This is a genomic window from Aliikangiella litoralis (assembly GCF_052495765.1).
Genome location: NZ_CP199292.1, coordinates 1,680,517 through 1,703,140, shown reverse-complemented (window position 1 = coordinate 1,703,140; position 22,624 = coordinate 1,680,517). Strand labels below are relative to the sequence as shown.

Sequence of the window (22,624 nt, the reverse complement as noted above, 5' to 3'; positions counted from 1 at the left end):
CACTTAATTAGCCTAGCTTTTAAGCTAGGCTTTTTTATAATTGTGTATTAAAATCTTAGCGGTGCGCACCACTTATGAGTTCAAAAAAAACAGATAAAGAGCAATCTCAAAAACCAATAAGAACTTTAATTAATGATAATTTATTAAAGGAACTCAGCCGCTTCTGCGACTCACAAGAAATACCTAAGAACAAACTACTTATCTCCGTTCAATCTGTTTATGCAAAAGTTTGCCAAGCAATTCATGAGCACTTTATTAAACAACAGGAAAGTCCTCTTTTAGTTGGGCTAAATGGTCCACAAGGCTCAGGCAAGTCAACTTTGGCTGAAGTGTTTAAGCTTATATTAAAATATCAATTTAATTTAAACTGCATACATTTTTCAATTGATGATATTTATAAAACTCGCCAACAACGTCAACAATTATCAGAAAAAACACATCCTTTATTTATCACGCGCGGTGTTCCTGGCACTCATGATATCTATTTAGGTTTATCCACATTAAAACAACTCAAACAGACAGATTTCTCTAAAACGGTTACTATTCCCCGCTTTAGTAAAGCGTTAGATGATAGAATGCCTGCAAGCCAATGGCAACATGTGCTTTACAAGCCAGATATTATTATCTTTGAAGGATGGTGTGTTGGTAGTAAGCCTCAGGAGCAACAGCAACTCATACAGCCAATTAATCAACTAGAGGCTCAAAAAGATTCTAACCTCACTTGGCGAAAAGCAGTCAATCAATACCTTGATAACGATTACCAAAGATTATTTAAACAAATTGATTTTTTTATTTATTTAGCCGCCAATAATTTTGATAATGTTTATCAATGGCGCCAAGAGCAAGAATACAAATTATTCAACAAATTACAACAGAAGAATAAAAAATCAAGTCGTGTAATGAACGATAAAGAACTCAAATATTTTATGCAACACTTTGAAAGAATAACACTGCACAACTTTAAAACCCTACCTCAAATAGCCGACTACATTATCTACCTGTCAGAGGATAGGACCCCTTCAGATAAAACCGATAGCTAATGTAACACTTTTTCTGAAAGTAGTTCGATCACTTTTTCCCAATTAAATACTTTAGCCAGTTCAATAGGTGTTACTCCATCTTTGTTTTTTAAACTTTTATCTGCACCATACTCTAATAATATTTTTACTGATGTAGCATTACCTGAAAGCGCTTCTCGATGTAAAAGGCTCCATCCATCACCATCAACATAATCAATTAACTCACTGGATTTTTTAAGTTCTTCAATTAATGACTCCCCCATGTTAACACTCATAGGATGCTCTACTAACGCATCTTTTTCTTCAATTACATTATTTTTATTGAAAAATTTTGATAACCCGGTTGTTTTTTTCCGATCTGCATAGACTAATTCTACAAACTCAGGATCACCAAAATCATACCCCCAAGCTTGATCATGTTCCCTAAGTTCTTTCGGTTCCATTCTCGATCTTAAAAGGTTAACTGTAAACCCTCCAAACACCCTTCCATGAACAACAAACATCCAATCGTTGAGTTCATGCAGTTTAACTTTGACATGATCACCTTCTCTAACATTAGTCAACCAATTCGGTGTATTCATTAAAAACCCTGAAATATATCGACCATCAAACTCAATGTCATTAATCCACATATATTCTATTGACTTCTCTTTCTCCGTTATACTGTCATCTCGAAAAGCAACTTTTACAATAGCTAACTCTAATAAAGGTACAATTCTGCGATACTCCCAAGATAACTCTCGCCAAAAGTACTTAAATGTTTCTTGTGCCTTTCTATTGGCATCTTGCATCTCAGGATCATTATGTTGCGATGAAATGGCACTTTTTTTATTATTCATTTAATATTCCCAGTTCAGCTTTATTCAGCAAAACATCACTAAATTTTCAATACAAGTCGTTATATCTAAATAAGAACAGTATATTATTGAATCACAAAATAAATCAACAAGTACTATTTTAAAAAATTAATCATCATTTAAAAGGACATGTTGAATCAATTATTAATTCATAAAATAGTACAAAAAATTAATTTAAACTAAAATACTGATAAACTCGTTTTATTAATGAGTAACTAGGTTTTGATGATTGTATTATGCCGTTTAACTTTGAAACTTTCCTTTCCACCATCTTATCGTTAGCGGGACAGAACAATTGAGAAAAAAAGTGGTTAACATTAAAGTATAAAATGCCTCAACAGATAAAATTTTGTGCTGGACATAAGCAATATTTATCACAACAAATGCCAGTTCAGCCCGTCCTAACATACCAAAGCCGATCATCAAGCTCGATGGCCAATCAAAACTCCCGGTATATTTAGCAGCTAATGATGCAGAAGCAACTTGGCCAATAAATAGCCCGGCAAACAACATAAGAGCCTCGGGTAATACAGATAAAAACAACTCTAATTCAAAAATGAGCTGACAACCTAAAGTCACAAAAAAGACTGGACCAATCCAAGAAAAAGCCACATTATCAATAATTTCTCTTGCTTGATGATAGAAATCAATATCCTTATCTTGATGAAAATCAAAATACTCTTTTTGAATAATTAACCCTGCCATGTATGCCCCTACTGCAGGATGAAAACCAAACTCATGCGCTAATAAACCAACTAAAACAGCAATTAAAAGCAAAGATAATATCGTATATTCTCCTCGCCCCATTGCTAAAATATTCCGTAAACCAACCTTACCTATCAGTGGTATATGTTTAATCATTCCACTACCAGTCGGAAATAACCAACCACCAATGATTGTGACTAAAATGAAAAAAACAACGGCTTTTCCAACTATCAATAAAGTACCATCTAACGAAACACTGGCTTCTCCTGTTGCTATGGGAACTAATATTGCAACAAATGCAAGCGAAGCGATATCGTCCAGCACCGCTGAAGTCATTATTCCTGTCGCAGCTGAAGATTGACTAAGACCTTCACTTTTAAGAGAAACCATTGTTAATGAAACGGCGGTTGCAGTCATCGCAAGACCACATAAAAGCGCAATATTTTTATCTCCCCAAAAAAATAAAGCGATAAAATAAGCAACTAAAAATGGTGCTAAAGCACCAAATAATGCAATTCCCCAGCTTCTTTTTATACTTTTTAAAAAGTTATTTGTATCTTCTTCAAAACCAAGAGCAAACATAATAATAATGATACCTAGCTCAGCAAAATCGGTAATAAAGATAGGCATTTTTTCAGGTAATACCTGAAGGTTTACTAACAAAGCCCCAAAAAACAAATACCAAAGAACAGGCGTTAAACGAGTTTTATGGGCCATAAATGAGGCAAGAAAAACACTAAACCAAATGACAGCTAAAATGGCAATATCATGCATATTATTACTTCCCTTTCATTTTTAATAAAACTGAACAACATACTACAGCGTTTTTTCAAAAAGGGCTTTGATGGTAATCGACAAATCAAATTATATATGAGCCAATGACTCTTCGGTACACAAATTACTTAATAACCAAGCCGATCAAACTCATCCATATTTTCTAATAGTAAATAAACACTTTCTTCAACGCTTTGCCGTGTTTGTGCTTTAGATAACTGCCGCATGCTATCAACAATAGCAATCCACCAGCGCATATGTGCAGCACTTAGTTGTGCGGCGACAGGAATCATATCTCTGGCAAGAGAGAGCGTACTAATGCTTTCACGTTTTAGTGAAGTCATACTTCTTAAGTTTAGACGATTATCTTCTAACTCTTGCATAAAATGAGAAACAATTTTTACATCTTGTTCTAACACTAATGAATCCGTAGGCTCCGCATTTGGAGATAAAAATGCAATATCTAAATTGGATAATATCCCTCGAAGAGAACCACGCAAACTCAACCATAAATCTTTCTTTCTCGCTCGCTCTCTCGTTGTTTGAATTAGTGACAATAAACCAACAAGAAAAAAGCCTTCCATACAAAAACCGATTAATTCAGGTACTAAGTTGTCATGAAAAGGTCCTACAATTCCCGGATAGATAAAATATAAATACAAAGCAATTCCAGCAAAGCCAAATATTGCCATTGGTGCAATTAAAAGAATACGGCTAGCTTTCATTAGTTTATCCCTCGTTTATATCAATCGCTAAAGCTTGAATCACATTGGCAATTTTTTTAGCTTCTTGAGGTGTTAAATCTAATGGAATATTTTGTATATAAACAGCTTTATCTTCACGTAAAGGAATAGCAATAATATCCGTTGGTTTATCACTTGTTGTCAGCGTTATTTCTTCTAATGCTTTTTGCTCAAAAGATATTTCTTTTTCAGATGCCAGATAGCGCTTATCTTTGCGGATAGTATCGCCACCAATAGAATAAAAAGAGTTAGGATTATCTAGCCAAGAAAAATAATCAACTAATGCCGCTTTTAACCGCTTGTTATATAACTCCAAAACTTCTGGGCGAATACTACTATCTTGAATCTTATGTAACCTTGAAGACAAGGTATCGACATTAATAAGCCTTATATCTAACCTTTCTTTATCAGTTAACTCAACAAACAACTGCTCCGCAGCATTTAAGCGACTTTTTGCAACAGCAGGATTGAGTAGACCTTCAATGGTTGATTCCCTCAAAAACTTGAGTAATCGTTCTGGCGTATATTCTTCATTAGACATAAATGATTTAACTCTTAAAAATAAACAACAACAAAACAGATAATTCTAACAATATTATTCATGATTAACGTAGAATAAAATATCGTGGCGATGAGGATTATCTTTCAACCACTGGCGAAACTCATCGGCTTTCAGTAAGTTATCTTCTCCAATAATTTTAAGAAAACGCTCTCGCCTTGCTTCATCTGAAACCTGATTTCTTATTTTCTTTTGCCATTGTTCGGTAAACACCATCGGCATTTCCTGACTTAATTCAAGCGCTTTAATCAGTTCCCACTCTCCACCATCTAACCAAACTTCATCGCACGATGTGCATAAATCTAGTCGATTACTAGAACAACCTGATATTCTAAATTTTTGCAACAAACGGCTACATTTAGGGCAACTTAAAGCCGATGTGCTATCTTCACTATCAAACCCTTTAAGTAGTTCAACTGAAGGTGCTTCTAATGCACCTTTTGATCGCTCAATCCAATCTCGGTAATAAAGTAAAGAAACCAAAGCACCATTACATTGATTGCAACCCATTGCCGATAAACCTTCATCCAATTTAGCTGGCTTTAAACGACTATCTTTACATTTAGGGCAAAACATTAACTCAATTCTCCTTAAATTTTCACCGATGGCAAAATACAATCTTCATAGGTTAATTAGCTATCTTCTAACTCTCAACCTATTTCTTCAACAATTTCTGACTTGCTAAGCATCCTTATCTATTTTAGGATCCTTTTGCGGCTAGTCCGTAAATAATTTAATTCTCAGGGCGGGGTGAAATTCCCCACCGGCGGTAGTCTTTTAGCTAATTTCAGGTTATGCCTAAAAAGAAAGCCCGCGAGCGCTTGCTTAATTCTAAGTAAGGTCAGCAGATCTGGTCTAACTCCAGAGCCGACGGTTACAGTCCGGATGGGAGAGAATAAGCGTATGTTTAACATGGTTAAACGTCGATCTTTTTTGTGCGCGTGTAATAAGCATAGCCAACAGCTATTCTTAAAATTTACCGCACATTTAAACCGATCAAATATGCTTAACGCCCTGATTCTGGTACTAACATAGAGGAAATTACCATGAATCAGTCATTACTTAATCAATTTGGTGATTCACACCAAAGAGTCCAAAAAGCAATCCAAGCCTTACAATCTGGCCAAGGCGTGTTACTAGTTGATGATGAAGATCGAGAAAATGAGGGCGACCTTATTTTTTCTACTCAACATTTAACTGAAGCCCAAATGGCTATGCTCATTAGAGAGTGCAGTGGCATTGTTTGTCTTTGTTTAACAGATAAACAAATCAAACAGCTCAACCTTCCCCCCATGGTTGCTCAAAACACCAGTCGACATGGCACCGCCTTCACAACATCAATAGAAGCAGCCAGCGGCGTAACAACAGGCGTATCTGCCGCTGATCGATTAACAACAATACAAGCCGCAACTCGGCCGAATGCCAACCCCTCTGATTTGCATCAACCTGGCCATATTTTTCCACTAAAAGCCAATTCGGGCGGTGTTTTACAGCGCAGAGGACATACAGAAGGTACAATAGAACTCATGAAGCTTGCCAACCTTCCACACTCTGGTGTGTTGTGTGAATTAACTAATCCAGATGGCACTATGGCAAGATTACCTCAAATTGTTGAGTTTGCTAAAAAACACCAAATGATTGTTTTAACTATTGAAGACATAGTGAATTTTTTGCAGCGATATAAAGCAGTAATCTAACCAATCTTAAAATCAGAGCCTCATTCATAATGAGGCTCATTCTATTCTATAGAGCAAGCGAAAACATCCACCAGCCCTTAATTGACTTAAAAGCGTGCAACTAAGCCAATCGCAATTGCATCACCAGAATCAAATGACTCATAAGAGAAACGGGCTGAAATAGCTGGATTAAAGAAATGCTGGAATCGAACGCCATAATCATAACCATCTTCATTTGATAAAGCTAAACCAACACTTGATTGTGGCGTCCAGTAATAATCACCCATCACGGTTAGATCATGCTCTTCATCATCAATATTCGCTTCTACGTTGAAAAATTGGCCGCCACCTAATTCACCAACATATTTTGTTCTCAATACAATAGGTGCATCATCAGAGTCATTGGTCCCAACAGCAACCAACCAGTTTTCAGCAAGGAAGTAACCAATTTCGCCCCCAATAGCCCTATCAACTCCAGCTTGATCACTATCAACAACATTTAATTGTGCATAGAGATTATTATTAGAATCACCAAAAAACTCAATTGCGGCATGGAGAATGCTGAAATCTCCATCAACATCGATATAGCCTAAAGATACATTATTGTTTCTTCCCATAAAGGCAGCTTCAGCCCATGCCGTATTGGCAGTGCTAACATTATCAAAATAGTAGGTTCCTTGAGCGCTAACAACATCACCGCCATCTAAATCAATATAATCAACATCCAACTGCAGATTATAATCACTAGCAGCAACACTAGCGGATAGTAAACTTAAACCAATTAACAAACTTTTAGATTTCATTTTATTTCCTTTTATTTGACTCTTAAGCATGAATAAACCACTCCATCATTATTTATTCAATTTTTATGATTAACTTGCCGGCCTAACGAATGAAGGCGGCGCATTTTAAGAACACTATTAAATAATATCAATAGCTTTTACTGTTTATTTTGAGATATTCCTAACATTATTTACCTTTAGCCAAGCAGCGTAAGTGGGAGAGATGATATATCTTTGAAAATGAATAGAAACTTAATAAATCCAAGTATTTATTGAGGCTTTTCTAAAAAAACAATATTAGTTACCAGCAATATGATAATTAGTCAGACAAATAAAATATTTCTTCTACAGGAACTGCTAATACTTTAGCCAGTTTCAAAGCTAAAATAGTCGAAGGAATAAATACTTTATTTTCTACTGTATTAATTGTTTTTCTAGTCACTCCAACTAACGAAGCCAATTCTGCCTGAGTATAATTAAACTTCGTTCTTAGCTCTTTTATTCGGTTCTCTAACTGCTCTTCCGAGGCCATTACTCTGCCCCTTCATCATTTTTTAATTCTAAATAAGCAAAGTAAATAAAAGGTAAAATAATACCTATTGTGGCGATAACACGTACCGCAAACTTGACTTCAAAATTCCAAAAATCAGTGGCGGGTATAAGCAGCCAGGTTAAACCAAATATTACAAAGTACCCAAACACAAATGCCTTTGAACGGTTTTGCTGAGTCAACTCATCATTCAGAGCTCCGTAGGCTTTCGCTTGTTTTACCTGTTTTGAAAATCGATGAAAAAAATAACAAGAAACGACCCACAGCAGACCACCAATAGCCGAAGCCCCCCCCATAACTAGGTAAAGTGTACCACCTGTTGTGCTCAAAATATCTTTACCAATCCAACAAAACTGCCATAACCCAAAGGAAAATGCAGCCAAAAATAAAATATTAGCTCTTGAATGTACTAAACGATCAACATCTTTCATATTTATCACCTGTATAATATTTATTCACCATGTAACCTTAGAGTTACTATAGTCACCTTAAGGTTACATGTCAATAAGTAAAATATTATTGGTAGGATGACGTGTTATGAATGTTTATTTGATAAGGGTAAACGTGGAGTATCACTTATTGCTTTTAAATTTATGTAGATGTCGTGGCTTTTTTTGTTATTGAGAAGCTTAATATTTATAACTCATTGATTTTGAAAAGGAATAAAAAGTGCACTTGCATTTAATTGCAGTAAATCTTATTAAATACGAAGTTGACATAGTAGTAAAGTTAGGTAAGTATTTGATAACGATAAAAAAACAATGCAGTTAAATGAACGTTTGAATATTAATCAGATTTACTGCATAGAATATGCTGTTCTTGGGCATCAAGTCAGAAACCATTTTATGGCTTATAAAATACATAAATGGGATTGAGCCACTGCAACAAGAAGCAGTGAAATTTGTAGGGATTGCGCCCTAAAAAAATAAAGGAGTTGACGTGCCAAATTTTCAGCGTTACTGTAAAAGCGAGAGCGGACACGTTGAAGCTCGGCTTGCTTCCAAACTGATCCGAAATCGCTTTTACAGTGAAGCCTGTCTCGTCGCCGTATTTTCTTTGTTTTCTTTCTCGCGTAAACTCGTTGTAACTGAATGGTTAAGTAGCGTGAAAAGAACCATCACTCAACTTATAGATATGACTAACTCGCCAAGAACAAGACGCAGTAACAGACAAAACAGAAAAGCGTTTTGCAGTTATGCTCGGCGTTATACGAAGGGGAACAACAATGAAATTTAGAGTGGCAATATCTTGTATTATTGGATTAACTATGAGTGGGGCAAATGCTGGACAAATTGGGATAGGTAAAGTTGAGGAAATTACCAACATAATTGGTAGCTCAAAAGCATTTGGAATCAAAATGAGTTCAGATGCAACTGGAGTATGTGCAGGTCAGTTTATTCAAATCCAAGAATCAAATTTTGGAGGAAATCTTGAAGCATATAAATTTGCGTTTAGTTTAGCTAACACTGCGCTAGCTGCAAATAAGAGAATAAGAATTCATAACTATTCAAACGACGATTGCAATGGCGCAACATTTATTGGCCTTTATAAAAAGTAGAGCGCAAAAACAAATGGACATCCCCAGTTTAACGCAAAAACAAATGGACATCCCCAGTTTAAAACAATAATTTTTGAGCTAGGGAGTCAATCCATGTTCAATCATTTTTATTTTTTATAAAACTGATTCGAAAATCAGCTAATATCATTTACTGTTTTTACTCAAATTAAACGTGATTTTGAGTACTGAGATGTCATTAATTCTCAGCGATAGCTGATAGCAGTTATGGCGTGGTTTTAGATTGGTTAAAGGTTAACTAAAAACCTTTCGATTTAAATTGATACCTTTAATAAATTTATTTTCCAACTTCTCTAAGTAATGCGTTAAGGTACTTGATGAGCCCATCACGGTTAGCTGTGATAAATCATCTTTCTGTTTCATCAGTTGAATAAAGCCTTCACTATCAATATTAAGCTTTTGTAAAATCGGTGGTTCATGCTGTTGAATATAACCGCGTTTGTCATTACGAATAGCTCGACCTAACCAATCAATTAATTGACAATAATCTTGTGTGGTAAAAGAAAAACTGTTTGGATGGCTTTGATGCCTAGTTGATAACTTCATTAACGGAATTACTGGTTTAGTGTGTTTCTTAAGTTGGGTAATTCGCTGCTGAATACTGGTGTAATCAGATTGTTGTAAGTTTTTAGCTATCTTGGCTCGAATAGGATTCAGGTCAACATAACTCATGGCTGTGAGTACTGCTGATTCATCCAATAAAGGTTGTGATTTAAATCTTCCCTCCCAGAAGCGACCTTTGCAGTTATCTTCTTTGTTAGCCTTACAAGCTAAATACTCATTCAGACAGCGCATCAACCAGGAAATATCGGATAATCGTTTTCGCCACTCTTCAATGATGTCTTGAGCAACTTCTCGAATGCCTATTGCTTGTGGATTATTAAGGTATTGTTGAACCACTGTGGGTATTTGATAAATCCTTTTCCAACGTCTGATAATATTAGCTTCACTCCAACTCTTCGCCTTATCCACATCCACTCGAAGTACCAGATGGTAATGGTTACTCATAACCGCATAGCTGGCGATTTCAATCGCAAAAGTACTAGCCAGATAAGCTAATCGCTCAACAATCCAATCTCGGCGATGTTCATAAGATTGACCGGAAAAATGGTCTTCACCACAGAGAAAAGCGCGGCGGACACAACGGGAAATACAATGGTAATAAGGGGTTGTTTCTAAATCGATAATCGTTTTGCGAGCGCGAGTCATATTAATATCCTTATTAACGTTTCATCCTGAAAGTTAATTTAACCAACTGCTGCTTGTTTGTCTAGTGAATATTTGAGAGTATGATGTAAAGAATCGGGTGTCCTGTTTCTTTCTTCGCCATCTGAGAAAACAGTCAATATCAATAAAGAAAAATCTAAGTTGCACAAAAAAGTGCTTAATAATACTCAAACCATTGATTTTAGCAAAGAATGGCCTAGCCCCAAGGTCAATTTAGCTCCTTTTAGCCTTTCAAAAAAGCATAGAGATTCGCTCATTATTAACTCAAATCATATGCAAATTAATCACTTTCAGAATAGTAAACTCTATATTTATCAATTCTATCATTATAAAATAATATTAACTTGTTAATTAATATTAACAAGTACTTTGCACAGCTTTTTATTTAATTTTTTGGAATTCAGTTTATGAAACTTATAAAATATATTTTCACAGGACTTGGATTAATTGTTTCTTTTTCAAATTTATGTCTTGCTCAAAACAAACCTAAACTTACGATGAGCTACTGGCCTGATCCAGTAATTTATGGAGAGAATCATACCTTAAGATGGCACGCAGAAAATACAGACTCCTGTCAAAACTCAGCAGGAAGCCCTATAGCTGTTAGTGGTTCCTGGCAGACAGTCACTAACCTAGTTGGTGAAGGCTCTTCAACAATTACTTGTAACGGGCCAGAAGGAAGTATAACAAAAACTGCAATTTATAAAATATTGCCAGATTTATCCAGCCCGCCTCCTTCTCTCAGCATAACATATTTACATCCAGTACTTGAGTTTGGTGATACACAAACAGTTTACTGGCAATCTACAAATACAATAAGCTGCCGTAACTCGTCAGGAAGCTCAATAACAACAAATGGTCAATGGTCATCAAAAGTCAATTTTCTTGGACAAGGGTCTTCAACAATAACATGCTTTGGTGCTGGGGGAGAAATTACTATTACTGAAAACTATAACGTTGCTCCTATTAGTGACTCACCAGTATATAAAGCCAAAATAGATTATTTGCTGACTAATAATATGCTATACAGCTTTCCCAAAGAACATGTAATAAATGGTACTAGCTTTGCAGACTCTGGTTTAATGTACCACAGGTGGCCAGTAATCGATGGAATTATGGATTTCTATTCAGTTTACAATGACGATAACTACATTCAATTAGCTATTGATATTGCTACAGCATATATTGACTCAGGCGTTTTGAATGACGGTTATTTAACTTGGTATAGTTCAGTAGGTAGTTATAATAATATTAATCATGATCATGTTGAGTGGAGAGCCGCAGCAGCAATTGCTAAGATTATTTTTGAAATTTATGAAAATGATTTAGTGGATTCATACCCTCAAGATGTGCAGTTCCTATCCGATTTTTTGGAAGAGCATGTATGGAAAAAATGGAATAGTGTTGTCAATTCAGACATGAAAACTAGCAAGGTAACACATTTCATTGCAAGAGTTGGACAGATTGCATTAGCACTATACCAACATACAAAAAAGTCTGTATATTTAAATTACATCAACTATAAAGGACTAGAATTAAAGAATTCGTTAGAGTTAGTAAATATTCCAGATAATCAACAAGGAACATATAATCTTTATTGTAAGACACCCCCTGCAGATTGTGGCATTACTAATACAATTGACATTAGTCATGCGTCTGACACTATAAGTTTTATGGTTGATATGTATATTGCTGGTTATATATTTGATCTTAAAGACATGCAAAGATTAGCAAATATCATTAAATACAAGACTTGGAATCAAAATATCACTACTCCACAATTCTACGATAATGTTAATGGAACAGGAAATATATCAAATATTGGAAAATACCAAGGTGGATGGGTGAAACTTGGACAGTTTGATGATGATGTTTTGAATATATATCGGAGTTGGCTTTCTTCAAGCACTAATTTGATTGATGCTGGAGAATCCCCATATAACATACAAATATGGGGAAATATGCTCAAGATATTGTCGATTAATAAATAAACTCATACTCTCATCTCATGTGTAGTAGCTCAGACTTGATCTGACAGTTACCCGTTTTTCCAACGGTATCTGTCAGTTTAGATTTGAGCTAAATTCTTTTCAGCCCAAATCAATTTACCATCAAGTAAAGTTTCTTTTGGCGTTCTGCCACAGCACATTTTTCCTTGATGAGTTCGGTCATTGTTATAGTATTCCATCCAAACGTCCAGATCTTTTTGCAAATCTTCCATCGATGAGTACAGCTTTTTCCTAAAGGTGATCTGGTAAAACTCATTCAATATCGTCTTGTGAAAGCGCTCGCAGATCCCGTTCGTTTGTGGTGACATCGCTTTCGTTTTGGTATGGTCAATATCATTGATCGCCAAGTAAAGCTGATAATCATGATGCTCTACGCGACCACAGTACTCAGTTCCACGGTCAGTTAAAATGCGCAACATTGGCAATTCATTTTGATTAAAGTAGGGTAATACTTTGTCATTTAATATATCTGCGGCGGTGATTGGCGTTTTGGTTGTGTAGAGCTTTGCAAAAGCAACTTTGCTGTAGGTGTCAATAAAGGTCTGCTGATAAATTCGGCCAACGCCTTTGAGGTTACCCACATAAAACGTATCCTGAGAGCCTAAGTAGCCTGGGTGAGCGGTTTCTATCTCACCACAAGCTTCGTCATCATGTTTCTTCTTTTCAAGCGCAGCAACTTGCGCATCGCTTAAAATGATACCGTCATTAGCGACCTTTTCCTCAAGTGCTTTAAGACGCTTTTTGAAGTTTTCCAGATCATGACGAAGCCAAATTGAACGAACGCCGCTGCCAGAAACAAAGACACCTTGTTTACGCAGCTCATTGCTTGTTCTATGTTGACCAAAGGCTGGTTGTTCAATGGCATAGGCAACAACGGCTTGTTCTGTCGCCTCATCAACTCTATTTTTAGGATTGGCCTTACGTCTGGTCTTTTCGATTAAGGCGTCAATTCCACCTTCTTCAACTAACTCTTGATAACGATAAAATGTATCTCGAGATACGCCCATCACTTTACAGGCTCTTGAAACATTATTGAGTTCTTCGGCTAAGTTTAATAAACCTGCCTTGTGTTTAATAATTGGATTGTTAGTATGTAGCATGAGAGTTACCTTTTGTTTTGATTTAAAGATTCGACACCTTTATCAAAACGGGTAACTCTCTTCTAGTCAAGCTGAAGTGTCAGATGAAGTCGGAACTAATACATCTCATGTTATAAATGTTAGATGCTTTACACTGCAATCTAGTTATTGTTCTATTGATTTATTAAGAGATAATGTAGCTATTAAAGTGGCTTAGAAAGCTAGAAATTTTGGAGAGATTTCAATTCCGTTGATTTCTAGGCTTCCTAGCCACTGCGCCAGATTCACAATCACCTCCAATAGTAGCTCTTTCAATTAGAAGTAAGCGTCTCGCGAATCATTCAATTACCCACAAATATTGGCCAATAAAAAACCTCTCTTTAATTCATGTAATTGAATGAGCCCTCGCCAAATAATAGTGTTTCCAGGCGGTGGGTCATTTTTACGATTGAGGTAGCCTCCCAATACGGCCAATTGAGCAGTAAAATCTTGCAACGTATTTAATGATTGCGTTGAAAAATATGATTTCATAATCTTGAGCTCTATTTCATCAAATGCGACTTCGGGATTAATCCTTTCTGTTTCTCTATTTAAAAAGGTCAGCCAGTGAATCCTCCAAGCTAAAATGCAACACATCGATATTAGTCGAGATAATCTATCAGCTGTTCGTAACTTTGACTCTTCAACTTTAAAACCAGATTTAATGACTTTAAAGTAAGTTTCTATTTTCCAGCGCTGTTTATACCAATCAAGGACTTGTTTGATATCCTTTTTCGATTTAACCGGTAAGTTTGTAATAAAACTCCAACGAATTGGTTCTCTATCTTCTGGGGTATCTGTTTCAATCGCGGAAATAAACGTGACTCTTATATCAGGATAGTGAGCCTCTTTTCCGATAGGTGGGTGTAACTCGACGGCCTTAACTCTGAGAGCTAGTGTGGTTGAAACTAACTTTCCATTTTTGTCGACAAATTCAATGGCTTGTTTTGCATAGACCTTTTGGCTGCCGATCTCTTCAACAAGTGTACTTTCGTCGGCTAAACGATTAACGCAGACTCGGGAGATAAAGAAAGTGTCTAGCTCTCGGCATCGACAATAATATTCATAGATATCATTTTCTCTGTCACCTATATGGATCATTTTTGAAGGCGTTGAACCCGCTAACTCAACCGACGCTTCCATATTCTGCAGCCACTTAATGCTTTCTTTTTCCTCTATTGGTAACCGAGTCGGATTTATTTTTCGTTTCATTTGATTCGTGTTTTTGAAAACTTTACGGGACCAGTAACGAGTTGAAGTTAACCCTAATGGAAGGCCTTCAGATGTAACTGCAAGACTTGCATGCATCAATATTCCACACACTTTATGCTCTTTCTTTAGCCCTGCATTCTTACCAATAAGCGGTGTTTTCTGAACAAGTCCGATTTTATCTGGATTTTCTCGATGATAAGTAAACTCAGTTGTGTCATGCAGAACCAAAACGGGACCTTTCGTCATCTGTATTCGTTCTTTGGTTCTTGAAAAATGACCTGATAATATTTCATTTTCATTCACTCGTTCATTCGATAAAAAACGATAGGTTGCTTTACTATCGGACCACGTACCACAGGCCTGAGGAAGCGTTTTTCCTTGGTTCGAACTGATGCTAGTCATCAGTTGCTTAAACCGTTTATCTAGTCGTCTATCTTTGAACTTGCATTCAGATAACTCTTTATCCAACCAATTTGCTATCTCCATTTGCGATCAAATTCATGTTAGTGATATAAAAGTATTTGATCACATCTAATTCTTTTTTTCACCTAATATTTGTGGGTAATTGAATGCTCGCGAATTACACGCTTGACTATTGATGGTGCTTAAAATTCCAAGGCATCAAGAATTCGATATTATCAGGCCGCTTTGGTATTTCTGATAGTACAAACATCAAGTAGTCGAAGGGAGTAAACCCATTGGCTTTTGCCGTTTCAATTAAACTATAGAGCGTTGCACTGGCCCTAGCACCACTGGCGGTATTGGCGAACAACCAATTTTTTCGGCCAATGACCAGCGGTTTTATCGCTCGCTCAGCCCGATTATTATCAATATTAAGATTTCCATCTTCAGAGGATTAGCCGTGTGGACATCCCCAGCTTAAAGCAATAATTTTTGAGCTAGGGAGTCAATCCATGTTCAATCATTTTTATTTTTTATAAAACTGATTCGAAAATCAGCTAATATCATTTGCTGCTTTTACTCAAATAAAATGTAATTTTGAATACTGAGATGTCATTAATTCTCAGCGATAGCTGATAGCAGTATGGAGTATTATTAGATTGGTCGAAGTTAATTAAAAACTTTCCGATTTAAATGAGTGCCTTTAATAAATTTATTTTCCAACTTTTCTAAGTAATGCGTTAGGTGCTTGATGAGCCCATCACGGTTAGCTGTGATAAATCATCTTTCTGTTTTATCAGTTGAATAAAGCCTTCACTATCGATATTGAGCTTTTGTAAAATTGGTGGTTCATTCTGTTGAATATAACCGTGTTTGCCATTACGAATAGCTCGGCCTAACCAATCAGTTAATTGACAATAATCTTGTGTGGTAAAAGAAAAACTGTTTGGGTGACTTTGATGCTTAGTGGATAACTTCATCAACGGAATGACTGGTTTAGTTTGCTTCTTTAATTGATTGATTCGTTGTTGAATACTGGTGTAATCAGTTTATCGTGCACACCAACACCTCACAGATTCCTTTGTGAAAAAACTAATTCCCAATATTTCAAAACGTATTTAATAATCATACCTGATTTACAAAACCATTAGACCTCCCTATAACAGCTAATATCTAAAAAGACGAATAAACGACCCTAAGCCCTATTTGGCGCTTATTCCGCCTAATTTTTAACCTGATTTTCCCCTATAAATCAGGTATAATCCGCGAACTTTTTTGCCGTGCCTTTGTAAACAGCTACTTATGACAGTCGAGAAATTTACCCCAAATCAAACCACTACACTTGAAATCCCCCAAAAAACATTAGAAGCCAGTACTGATGTTAATAAGCAAAGTGCTGCCCGTGTGGGTTTTATCAGCCTTGGCTGCCCTAAAAACCTAGTGGATTCAGAAAGAATACTGACTCAACTGCGTACCGAAGGTTACGATGTTGTCCCAAGCTACGACGATGCTGAGCTAGTTATTGTGAATACTTGTGGCTTTATTGACAGTGCCGTTCAAGAATCACTGGATACTATCGGTGAAGCCATTACTGAAAATGGCAAAGTGTTAGTCACTGGCTGCTTAGGCAGCAAAGAAGATGAAATTCGAGAAATACACCCCAAAGTGCTTGGTATTACAGGTGCGCATGCTTACGAAGAAGTACTCAAACAAGTTCATCAGCATGTCCCCAAACCACAACATAATCCTTTTATTAATCTGGTTCCCGATCATGGAATCAAATTAACCCCCAAGCATTTTGCCTACTTAAAAATATCCGAAGGCTGTAACCACCGATGTACCTTTTGCATTATTCCATCAATGCGGGGGGATTTAGATTCTCGACCAATCGGAGATGTATTAAGTGAGGCGAAAAGGCTGGTTAACGCTGGCGTAAAAGAGTTACTTGTCATTTCTCAAGATACTTCAGCTTATGGTGTTGACACTAAATACCGAACCGGCTTTTGGGAGGGAATGCCAGTAAAAACTCGCATGCTAGAATTATGTCAACAACTCGCTAAAATGGACGTTTGGGTTAGGCTACATTATGTTTATCCTTATCCACATGTTGATGAAGTGATCCCGCTAATGGCAGAAGGCAAAATATTGCCTTATTTAGATATTCCATTCCAACACGCAAGTCCACGTATTTTAAAATTGATGAAACGCCCTGGTAATATAGAAAAAACTCTTGAGCGCATTCATCAATGGCGCAGTATTTGTCCTGAACTGATTATTCGTTCAACTTTTATTGTTGGCTTTCCAGGAGAAACCGATGAAGAGTTTGAAGAGTTACTCAACTTTTTGCGTGACGCCCAACTTGATCGCGTTGGTTGTTTTAAATACTCTCCGGTCGAAGGTGCTACAGCCAATGAATTACCCGACCCAGTTACAGAAGCCATTAAAGAAGAGCGCTTAGCCAAATTTATGGCCGTACAAGCTGAAATTAGCGCCGCTAAACTGGCTCAAAAAGTAGGTAATGAATACCAAATTTTAATTGATGAAGTCACCAGTGATGGTGCAATAGGTAGAACTTATGCTGATGCCCCTGAAATTGACGGCGTTGTTCATTTAACTGATGAATTTGATGTATCACCAGGCGATAAAATTTGGGTACAGATTATTCATTCTGACGAACATGACTTATGGGGCGTTAAAGTTGATGAATAATCAACTGAGCAATTGACTATGTCCCAAATAATTCTTTCTACACTGAATGCAAAATATATTCACGCGAGTTTAGGTTTGCGATATTTATACGCGAACCTCAATGAGCTACAAAAAGAAACAGAAATAAAAGAATTCACAATAAAAACTCGCGCGATTGATATTGTTGAGCAATTACTAGAGTCTCACCCGAAAATCATTGGTTTTGGTGTTTATATCTGGAATTGTGTAGAGACTGCTGCAGTTTTGAGTCAATTAAAAACCGTTGCGCCAGATATAAAAATTATTCTTGGTGGCCCAGAGGTGAGTTACGAAACAGAATCTCAGTCAATTTTAAATTATGCCGACTATGTCGTTACTGGCCCAGCAGACTTGAGTTTCTACCAACTCTGCAAGGACATTCTTACTCAACAGGCACCACTCCAAAAGATATTACGTTCAAAGCCCGTCGAATTAAAAGATTTAGATTTACCTTATAAATACTATTCTAATGACGATCTAAAGCACCGTTTACTTTATGTAGAAGCTTCGAGAGGCTGCCCGTTTAAATGTGAGTTTTGCTTATCTTCATTAGACAAAACCTCTTACCCTTTTGAACTTCAAAGGTTTTTAGATCAAATGGATACACTCTACCAACGAGGTGCGCGTAATTTTAAATTTGTTGATCGAACTTTTAACTTAAAAATAAAAACCACTCTGGAAATTATGAACTTTTTTCTAGAGCGTATGGATGACAATTTATTTCTACACTTTGAAGTGATTCCAGATCATTTACCAGACAAGTTAAAAGAAGTGTTAGTTAAGTTTCCTGCTGGTACACTTCAGTTTGAAGTGGGTATTCAAACATTTAACGAAACCGTTCAGTCGCACATTAGTCGAAAACAAAATAATGAAAAGTCAAAAAATAACTTAATGTGGTTACGCAATAATACCAACGCACACATTCATGCCGATTTAATTTTTGGTTTACCCGGTGAAACACTAGAGAGTTTTGCACAGAGTTTTAATCAACTTTATTATTGCCAACCTCACGAAATACAAATGGGAATTTTAAAGCGACTAAAAGGTAGTCCGATTATTCGACATACAGAAACGTTTGATCTCAGATTTAATCCCCTCCCCCCTTTTAATATATTAAGTAATAACTGCGTTGATTTTACGACTATGCAAAGAGTGAATCGTTTTGCCCGCTATTGGGATATGATAGGTAACTCAGGTCGCTTTAAAAATACTTTGCCTAATATCCTTTCAGATGAACCATTTTATGATTTTATGGCTCTGACTGATTGGATTTTCGCAAAAACGGGGCAAACTCATCAAATTAATTTGAAAAAACTTTATGAATTAGTTGCCCAAGCGGTTGAATCACTGTTTCCCAATCAGCATCAAGCGGTTATTGAAAGCTTAGAAGCAGACTACACTAACTCTAAACTAAAAGGCTCATTTAAAGGCTTAGCTTTGACAACACAAGATTTAGTAACAACAGCCAACCAACAGAGCCGTTCTAAACGCCAGCAAAGACACCTTAACTAGTTTTATTATTAATAAACTAGCTACATGGTCTGAGTTTTACATAAAAATAATATTCCAAAAGCTCATCATGCAAACTCTCTGCTTTTTAAGCAACTTTCTGAATGTAGAAAACATTAAAAGAAAAATAATGCTTATTTAAACTATCGGTTGTCTTAGAATACCAATCTTGGAATATCTACTCGACAATAAAATTAATTTAACACCAGCACTTTATTAGCTAGCTTCAATCTATTTCCTAACTTAGCCTGTCTTTTTATTAAAGCTCTCAATAAAAATTGTGAAATATTACGCTAAAAAATATCTTGTCTCCGAGATTTTATATCTATATCATCCATAAAACATCTAGGTGTATCTGAGAACACTCAGAAAGAAAAACATAGAACTTCAATAAAAACGCTAGATGCATTTAAATACACTTTGAGGAAATAAAAATGAATAAAACAACAAATTCTAACTGGCCAAAGGCCTTACCTAAAACACTCATAAAGCCAGCTATTTTAGCGGTTGGTCTGGCTTGCTCAGGAATCAGCCAAGCACAAACAATGGAGCGCTATAGCATACGCTCTAACCAACCATCTAATTTACCTACAATGTCTGTTAATGGCTTTTCTCAGCAATCAATAAGCAATAGACAACAGGCTGTCAGCCGCTCTATACAGGCAATTGAAGCAGATTTAAGCAACTATGGTATCCAACTCAACGGACGCTTGAGTACCTTAGCTCCAGTTGCTTTCGCGCAGATGACTTCTCAACAAGCTGAACGATTACGTCAAATGGGTTATGAGGTTCACCGCTCAACTCAGATGTATTTAGTCGAAGATGAGTACTCTCAAACCGTTGAACAACAAGCAGACTCTATGCCTTGGGGTATCAATAAAATAGGCTCTGAGCAAACCTGGGGAACGACAACTGGCTCTAATGTAAAAGTTTGCGTTGTAGATGGGGGCATGGATATTGATCACTATGATTTAGCATCAAATTATCAAAACGGTAAAAGTCTTGATCGCCAAAACGATACTGTTGACGACGATGAAAACAGCCACGGAACACATGTAGCAGGAACTATTGCTGCATTAAAAAATGATACAGGCGTTGTTGGCGTTGCTCCAAATGCCCAACTTTACATTGCTGATGTGTTCGATAAAAATGGCTCGGCTTATACCGATGATATTCTACAAGGTGTTGATTGGTGTGTTTCTCAAGGTGCTCAAGTCATCAACATGAGTTATGGTGGCTCTAGTTCTGACTCAAACCAAGAGTCAACGTATCAAGCAGCATATGATGCTGGCGTAGTGATGGTGGCTGCATCAGGTAATGGTGGCTCAAATAACCTACCAATTTATCCTGCTCGTTACTCAACCACAATTGCAGTTAACGGTACAGACAGCAACGACAATATTTATAACAATGGTCAACAAGGACCTCAAATAGATGTGAGTGCTCCTGGTGTTAATATCAACTCAACAACGAGAAACGGTGGTACCGGTCAAAAAACAGGTACTTCAATGGCTGCTCCCCATGTTACCGGTGCTGTTGCGCTTATTCTTGATGCTAAACCTTCTCTGAGTATTGAAGAAGTTCGCTCAGTATTACGTGATACTGCTGTCGACTTAGGTGCACCCGGGCATGATAATGCATTTGGAGCTGGGCTAATTAATGTAAAGGCAGCCGTTGATAAAGTCTCTGATGGCGATATGAGTACACCAACTGAAGCTGAATTTAGTTACCGCATCAGTGATGTTTATAACGTCAGCTTTAGTGATGAAAGCCAAGCAGGAAGCGACAAAGACGGTAACAAATTAACCATTGAATCATGGTCATGGAGTTTTGGTGATCGTAATAGTTCATCTGAGCAAAACCCAACTCATACCTATGCAGAAGAAGGCAACTACAATGTTGAACTAACGGTTACCGACAGCAGCGGAGAATCTTATACATCAACTCAAATAGTCAAGATTAGTGACATTGTTACTCCTCCAGACGAAATTGAGTTAGTACCCGGTAAAACCTATAACTTATCTGGTAATGCTGGAGAATGGTCTTATTATTATTTCAATAATACAGACGCAGCCAACAAAGTGATTAGCGCCCTAACTAGTGGTGGTAATGGTGACATTGATTTATATATTCGTTATCAAGAAAAACCAACGCTTGATATATTCGACTGTCGCTCCTATAGCCCAAACAATAATGAATCATGCACTATTTCAAACCTACAACAAGGTGTCTATAAAGTAGGTGTTTATTATTATTCAAGTAGCCAAAATGCAACCTTAACTTTCAATGTCTCAAAAGACAGTAACGGAAACTGTGATGGTATTGACGTATGGAGTGGCTCAACAAGCTACCTGCCTGGCGATCTTGTTAGTGTTAACGGTGTAGAATACAAAGCTCTTTGGTGGAACTATAATAAAAACCCAGAACAAAACCATGGCAACTGGTTTAGTCCTTGGGAAAAGATAGGCAGTTGTAACCGCTAATTAGCCACTAAACGACTTATAGACGACCTATTAGAGAACTTTTTCAGTTAAGTAGGTCGTCAACTTTAAAGCATTAGATAAAAACAAACACACTCTTATTATTCTCTCGATATTTCTTCATTATAGCGATATGATCCATAGTAAATGGCTCAGGAAACTATTCAAGTATGCAATTATTAGAAAGCCAGCCAAAAGAATTAAAAGAGCTTATGCAATGGTTTATCAATGAAAACCAACTTAAAAGCTGGGGAGGGCCTTATTTTCGCTTTCCAATTGTCGAGTCTCAATGGCATAAAGACTTAAATTGGCCAGCAACCCCCTCTTTTTCTTTATTTAACTCTCAACAAAATATGGTGGGATTTATTCAAATACTTGATCGTTTTAACAATAATCATTTAGGTAGAGTCGCCATCAAACCCACTTACAGAGGCCAGGGGGTGGGGAAAATACTGATATCAAAAGTTTTAGAAAAGATCGATCCCGCTAAAAATACCTCTTTATTTGTTTATGAGAATAATATTGCAGCAGTTAAACTCTACCGATCTTTCAACTTCATTCAGTCAGCTCCCCCCGGCCCACAAGACATGCTCGATGGCTGCATTTATATGGTCAGAGATTCAAAGTAGGCATAATAATTAAAAAATTAACTCGTAATAGCAACTTATTTGGGTAAGATAACGTCTTTAGTCCTAATCA

At 36.7% G+C, this 22,624-nt stretch carries 20 protein-coding genes, 1 pseudogene and 1 riboswitch; of the genes and pseudogenes, 8 read left to right on the top strand and 13 right to left on the bottom strand.

Translation table 11 applies throughout. The annotated features are described in order from the left end of the window. The first annotated feature begins 74 nt into the window (after positions 1–74). Positions 75–1,040, top strand: a complete 966-nt coding sequence (locus ACT5E3_RS07190; RefSeq protein WP_444997622.1) for a hypothetical protein — start codon at positions 75–77, stop codon at positions 1,038–1,040. Here the strand turns inward: ACT5E3_RS07190 and ACT5E3_RS07185 are convergent. The 5 genes from ACT5E3_RS07185 to ACT5E3_RS07165 all read right to left on the bottom strand — a co-directional run bounded on the left by ACT5E3_RS07185 (position 1,037) and on the right by ACT5E3_RS07165 (position 5,233). Then, complete coding sequence (locus ACT5E3_RS07185; RefSeq protein ID WP_444997621.1) at positions 1,037–1,858, bottom strand: DUF2314 domain-containing protein; 822 nt, start codon at positions 1,856–1,858, stop codon at positions 1,037–1,039. The genes ACT5E3_RS07190 and ACT5E3_RS07185 overlap by 4 nt on opposite strands. A 261-nt stretch (positions 1,859–2,119) precedes the next feature. Beyond that, positions 2,120–3,355 carry a cation:proton antiporter gene (locus ACT5E3_RS07180; protein ID WP_444997620.1) on the bottom strand — a complete coding sequence of 412 codons (1,236 nt, stop codon included), beginning with the start codon at positions 3,353–3,355 and terminating at the stop codon, positions 2,120–2,122. A 128-nt stretch (positions 3,356–3,483) separates the two neighbouring features. Further along, positions 3,484–4,080 carry a hypothetical protein gene (locus ACT5E3_RS07175; protein WP_444997619.1) on the bottom strand — a complete coding sequence of 199 codons (597 nt, stop codon included), beginning with the start codon at positions 4,078–4,080 and terminating at the stop codon, positions 3,484–3,486. 4 nt (positions 4,081–4,084) lie between these two features. Beyond that, positions 4,085–4,639 (bottom strand): hypothetical protein, encoded by a 555-nt coding sequence (locus tag ACT5E3_RS07170; protein WP_444997618.1) that lies wholly within the window; start codon positions 4,637–4,639, stop codon positions 4,085–4,087. A 54-nt stretch (positions 4,640–4,693) separates the two neighbouring features. Continuing rightward, positions 4,694–5,233, bottom strand: a complete 540-nt coding sequence (locus ACT5E3_RS07165) for a TFIIB-type zinc ribbon-containing protein (RefSeq protein ID WP_444997617.1) — start codon at positions 5,231–5,233, stop codon at positions 4,694–4,696. A gap of 156 nt (positions 5,234–5,389) precedes the next feature. After that, positions 5,390–5,558: riboswitch (FMN riboswitch) on the top strand. Between the two features lie 145 nt (positions 5,559–5,703). Here ACT5E3_RS07165 and ribB point away from each other — a divergent pair. Then, complete coding sequence (ribB, locus tag ACT5E3_RS07160) at positions 5,704–6,354, top strand: 3,4-dihydroxy-2-butanone-4-phosphate synthase (RefSeq protein ID WP_444997616.1); 651 nt, start codon at positions 5,704–5,706, stop codon at positions 6,352–6,354. 86 nt (positions 6,355–6,440) lie between these two features. Here the strand turns inward: ribB and ACT5E3_RS07155 are convergent, their stop codons facing one another. The 3 genes from ACT5E3_RS07155 to ACT5E3_RS07145 form a co-directional block, all read right to left on the bottom strand. Then, positions 6,441–7,136, bottom strand: coding sequence for a putative porin (locus tag ACT5E3_RS07155; protein ID WP_444997615.1), 696 nt, complete (start codon positions 7,134–7,136; stop codon positions 6,441–6,443). Between the two features lie 298 nt (positions 7,137–7,434). Further along, positions 7,435–7,647 (bottom strand): helix-turn-helix transcriptional regulator, encoded by a 213-nt coding sequence (locus tag ACT5E3_RS07150; protein WP_444997614.1) that lies wholly within the window; start codon positions 7,645–7,647, stop codon positions 7,435–7,437. After that, positions 7,647–8,096: a hypothetical protein gene (locus ACT5E3_RS07145; protein WP_444997613.1), complete on the bottom strand. Its 450-nt coding sequence runs from the start codon at positions 8,094–8,096 to the stop codon at positions 7,647–7,649. The genes ACT5E3_RS07150 and ACT5E3_RS07145 overlap by 1 nt, the downstream gene beginning before the upstream one ends. Before the next feature lie 794 nt (positions 8,097–8,890). On the opposite strand from ACT5E3_RS07145, the gene ACT5E3_RS07140 reads away from it, so the two are divergent. Next, positions 8,891–9,223 (top strand): DUF5992 family protein, encoded by a 333-nt coding sequence (locus ACT5E3_RS07140; RefSeq protein ID WP_444997612.1) that lies wholly within the window; start codon positions 8,891–8,893, stop codon positions 9,221–9,223. Positions 9,224–9,475: 252 nt separating this feature from the next. On the opposite strand, the gene ACT5E3_RS07135 is transcribed toward ACT5E3_RS07140, so the two are convergent. Continuing rightward, on the bottom strand, positions 9,476–10,450 hold the full coding sequence (locus ACT5E3_RS07135; protein WP_444997611.1) for a transposase: 975 nt from the start codon (positions 10,448–10,450) through the stop codon (positions 9,476–9,478). A gap of 425 nt (positions 10,451–10,875) precedes the next feature. Between ACT5E3_RS07135 and ACT5E3_RS07130 the strand changes: the two genes are divergently transcribed. Beyond that, positions 10,876–12,459: a hypothetical protein gene (locus ACT5E3_RS07130; RefSeq protein WP_444997610.1), complete on the top strand. Its 1,584-nt coding sequence runs from the start codon at positions 10,876–10,878 to the stop codon at positions 12,457–12,459. Between the two features lie 77 nt (positions 12,460–12,536). Here the strand turns inward: ACT5E3_RS07130 and ACT5E3_RS07125 are convergent, their stop codons facing one another. The 4 genes and pseudogenes from ACT5E3_RS07125 to ACT5E3_RS07110 form a co-directional block, all read right to left on the bottom strand. Continuing rightward, positions 12,537–13,577 carry an IS481 family transposase gene (locus ACT5E3_RS07125; protein WP_444993903.1) on the bottom strand — a complete coding sequence of 347 codons (1,041 nt, stop codon included), beginning with the start codon at positions 13,575–13,577 and terminating at the stop codon, positions 12,537–12,539. Between the two features lie 324 nt (positions 13,578–13,901). Beyond that, entirely contained in the window at positions 13,902–15,293 is a 1,392-nt protein-coding gene (locus tag ACT5E3_RS07120) for an IS4 family transposase (RefSeq protein WP_444997609.1), read from the bottom strand. Between the two features lie 106 nt (positions 15,294–15,399). Continuing rightward, positions 15,400–15,657: pseudogene (locus tag ACT5E3_RS07115) on the bottom strand (IS66 family transposase); the annotation flags it as partial. 292 nt (positions 15,658–15,949) lie between these two features. Then, positions 15,950–16,189 (bottom strand): hypothetical protein, encoded by a 240-nt coding sequence (locus ACT5E3_RS07110; protein WP_444997608.1) that lies wholly within the window; start codon positions 16,187–16,189, stop codon positions 15,950–15,952. A 322-nt stretch (positions 16,190–16,511) separates the two neighbouring features. Between ACT5E3_RS07110 and rimO the strand changes: the two genes are divergently transcribed. From rimO to ACT5E3_RS07090, 4 genes are all read left to right on the top strand, one after another. Continuing rightward, positions 16,512–17,918 carry a 30S ribosomal protein S12 methylthiotransferase RimO gene (gene rimO, locus ACT5E3_RS07105; protein ID WP_444997607.1) on the top strand — a complete coding sequence of 469 codons (1,407 nt, stop codon included), beginning with the start codon at positions 16,512–16,514 and terminating at the stop codon, positions 17,916–17,918. A gap of 18 nt (positions 17,919–17,936) precedes the next feature. Further along, positions 17,937–19,448: a DUF4080 domain-containing protein gene (locus tag ACT5E3_RS07100; RefSeq protein WP_444997606.1), complete on the top strand. Its 1,512-nt coding sequence runs from the start codon at positions 17,937–17,939 to the stop codon at positions 19,446–19,448. A 431-nt stretch (positions 19,449–19,879) separates the two neighbouring features. Next, positions 19,880–21,928 carry a S8 family serine peptidase gene (locus ACT5E3_RS07095; protein WP_444997605.1) on the top strand — a complete coding sequence of 683 codons (2,049 nt, stop codon included), beginning with the start codon at positions 19,880–19,882 and terminating at the stop codon, positions 21,926–21,928. A 167-nt stretch (positions 21,929–22,095) separates the two neighbouring features. Then, entirely contained in the window at positions 22,096–22,554 is a 459-nt protein-coding gene (locus ACT5E3_RS07090) for a GNAT family N-acetyltransferase (protein WP_444997604.1), read from the top strand. Positions 22,555–22,624 lie beyond the last annotated feature (70 nt).

Excerpts from the sequence above, each read along its gene's own strand:
- ACT5E3_RS07190 (WP_444997622.1), top strand. The coding sequence starts at position 75 with ATGAGTTCAAAAAAAACAGATAAAGAGCAATCTCAAAAACCAATAAGA.
- ACT5E3_RS07185 (WP_444997621.1), bottom strand. The coding sequence starts at position 1,858 with ATGAATAATAAAAAAAGTGCCATTTCATCGCAACATAATGATCCTGAG.
- ACT5E3_RS07180 (WP_444997620.1), bottom strand. The coding sequence starts at position 3,355 with ATGCATGATATTGCCATTTTAGCTGTCATTTGGTTTAGTGTTTTTCTT.
- ACT5E3_RS07175 (WP_444997619.1), bottom strand. The coding sequence starts at position 4,080 with ATGAAAGCTAGCCGTATTCTTTTAATTGCACCAATGGCAATATTTGGC.
- ACT5E3_RS07170 (WP_444997618.1), bottom strand. The coding sequence starts at position 4,639 with ATGTCTAATGAAGAATATACGCCAGAACGATTACTCAAGTTTTTGAGG.
- ACT5E3_RS07165 (WP_444997617.1), bottom strand. The coding sequence starts at position 5,233 with ATGTTTTGCCCTAAATGTAAAGATAGTCGTTTAAAGCCAGCTAAATTG.
- ribB (WP_444997616.1), top strand. The coding sequence starts at position 5,704 with ATGAATCAGTCATTACTTAATCAATTTGGTGATTCACACCAAAGAGTC.
- ACT5E3_RS07155 (WP_444997615.1), bottom strand. The coding sequence starts at position 7,136 with ATGAAATCTAAAAGTTTGTTAATTGGTTTAAGTTTACTATCCGCTAGT.
- ACT5E3_RS07150 (WP_444997614.1), bottom strand. The coding sequence starts at position 7,647 with ATGGCCTCGGAAGAGCAGTTAGAGAACCGAATAAAAGAGCTAAGAACG.
- ACT5E3_RS07145 (WP_444997613.1), bottom strand. The coding sequence starts at position 8,096 with ATGAAAGATGTTGATCGTTTAGTACATTCAAGAGCTAATATTTTATTT.
- ACT5E3_RS07140 (WP_444997612.1), top strand. The coding sequence starts at position 8,891 with ATGAAATTTAGAGTGGCAATATCTTGTATTATTGGATTAACTATGAGT.
- ACT5E3_RS07135 (WP_444997611.1), bottom strand. The coding sequence starts at position 10,450 with ATGACTCGCGCTCGCAAAACGATTATCGATTTAGAAACAACCCCTTAT.
- ACT5E3_RS07130 (WP_444997610.1), top strand. The coding sequence starts at position 10,876 with ATGAAACTTATAAAATATATTTTCACAGGACTTGGATTAATTGTTTCT.
- ACT5E3_RS07125 (WP_444993903.1), bottom strand. The coding sequence starts at position 13,577 with ATGCTACATACTAACAATCCAATTATTAAACACAAGGCAGGTTTATTA.
- ACT5E3_RS07120 (WP_444997609.1), bottom strand. The coding sequence starts at position 15,293 with ATGGAGATAGCAAATTGGTTGGATAAAGAGTTATCTGAATGCAAGTTC.
- ACT5E3_RS07110 (WP_444997608.1), bottom strand. The coding sequence starts at position 16,189 with ATGAAGTTATCCACTAAGCATCAAAGTCACCCAAACAGTTTTTCTTTT.
- rimO (WP_444997607.1), top strand. The coding sequence starts at position 16,512 with ATGACAGTCGAGAAATTTACCCCAAATCAAACCACTACACTTGAAATC.
- ACT5E3_RS07100 (WP_444997606.1), top strand. The coding sequence starts at position 17,937 with ATGTCCCAAATAATTCTTTCTACACTGAATGCAAAATATATTCACGCG.
- ACT5E3_RS07095 (WP_444997605.1), top strand. The coding sequence starts at position 19,880 with ATGAATAAAACAACAAATTCTAACTGGCCAAAGGCCTTACCTAAAACA.
- ACT5E3_RS07090 (WP_444997604.1), top strand. The coding sequence starts at position 22,096 with ATGCAATTATTAGAAAGCCAGCCAAAAGAATTAAAAGAGCTTATGCAA.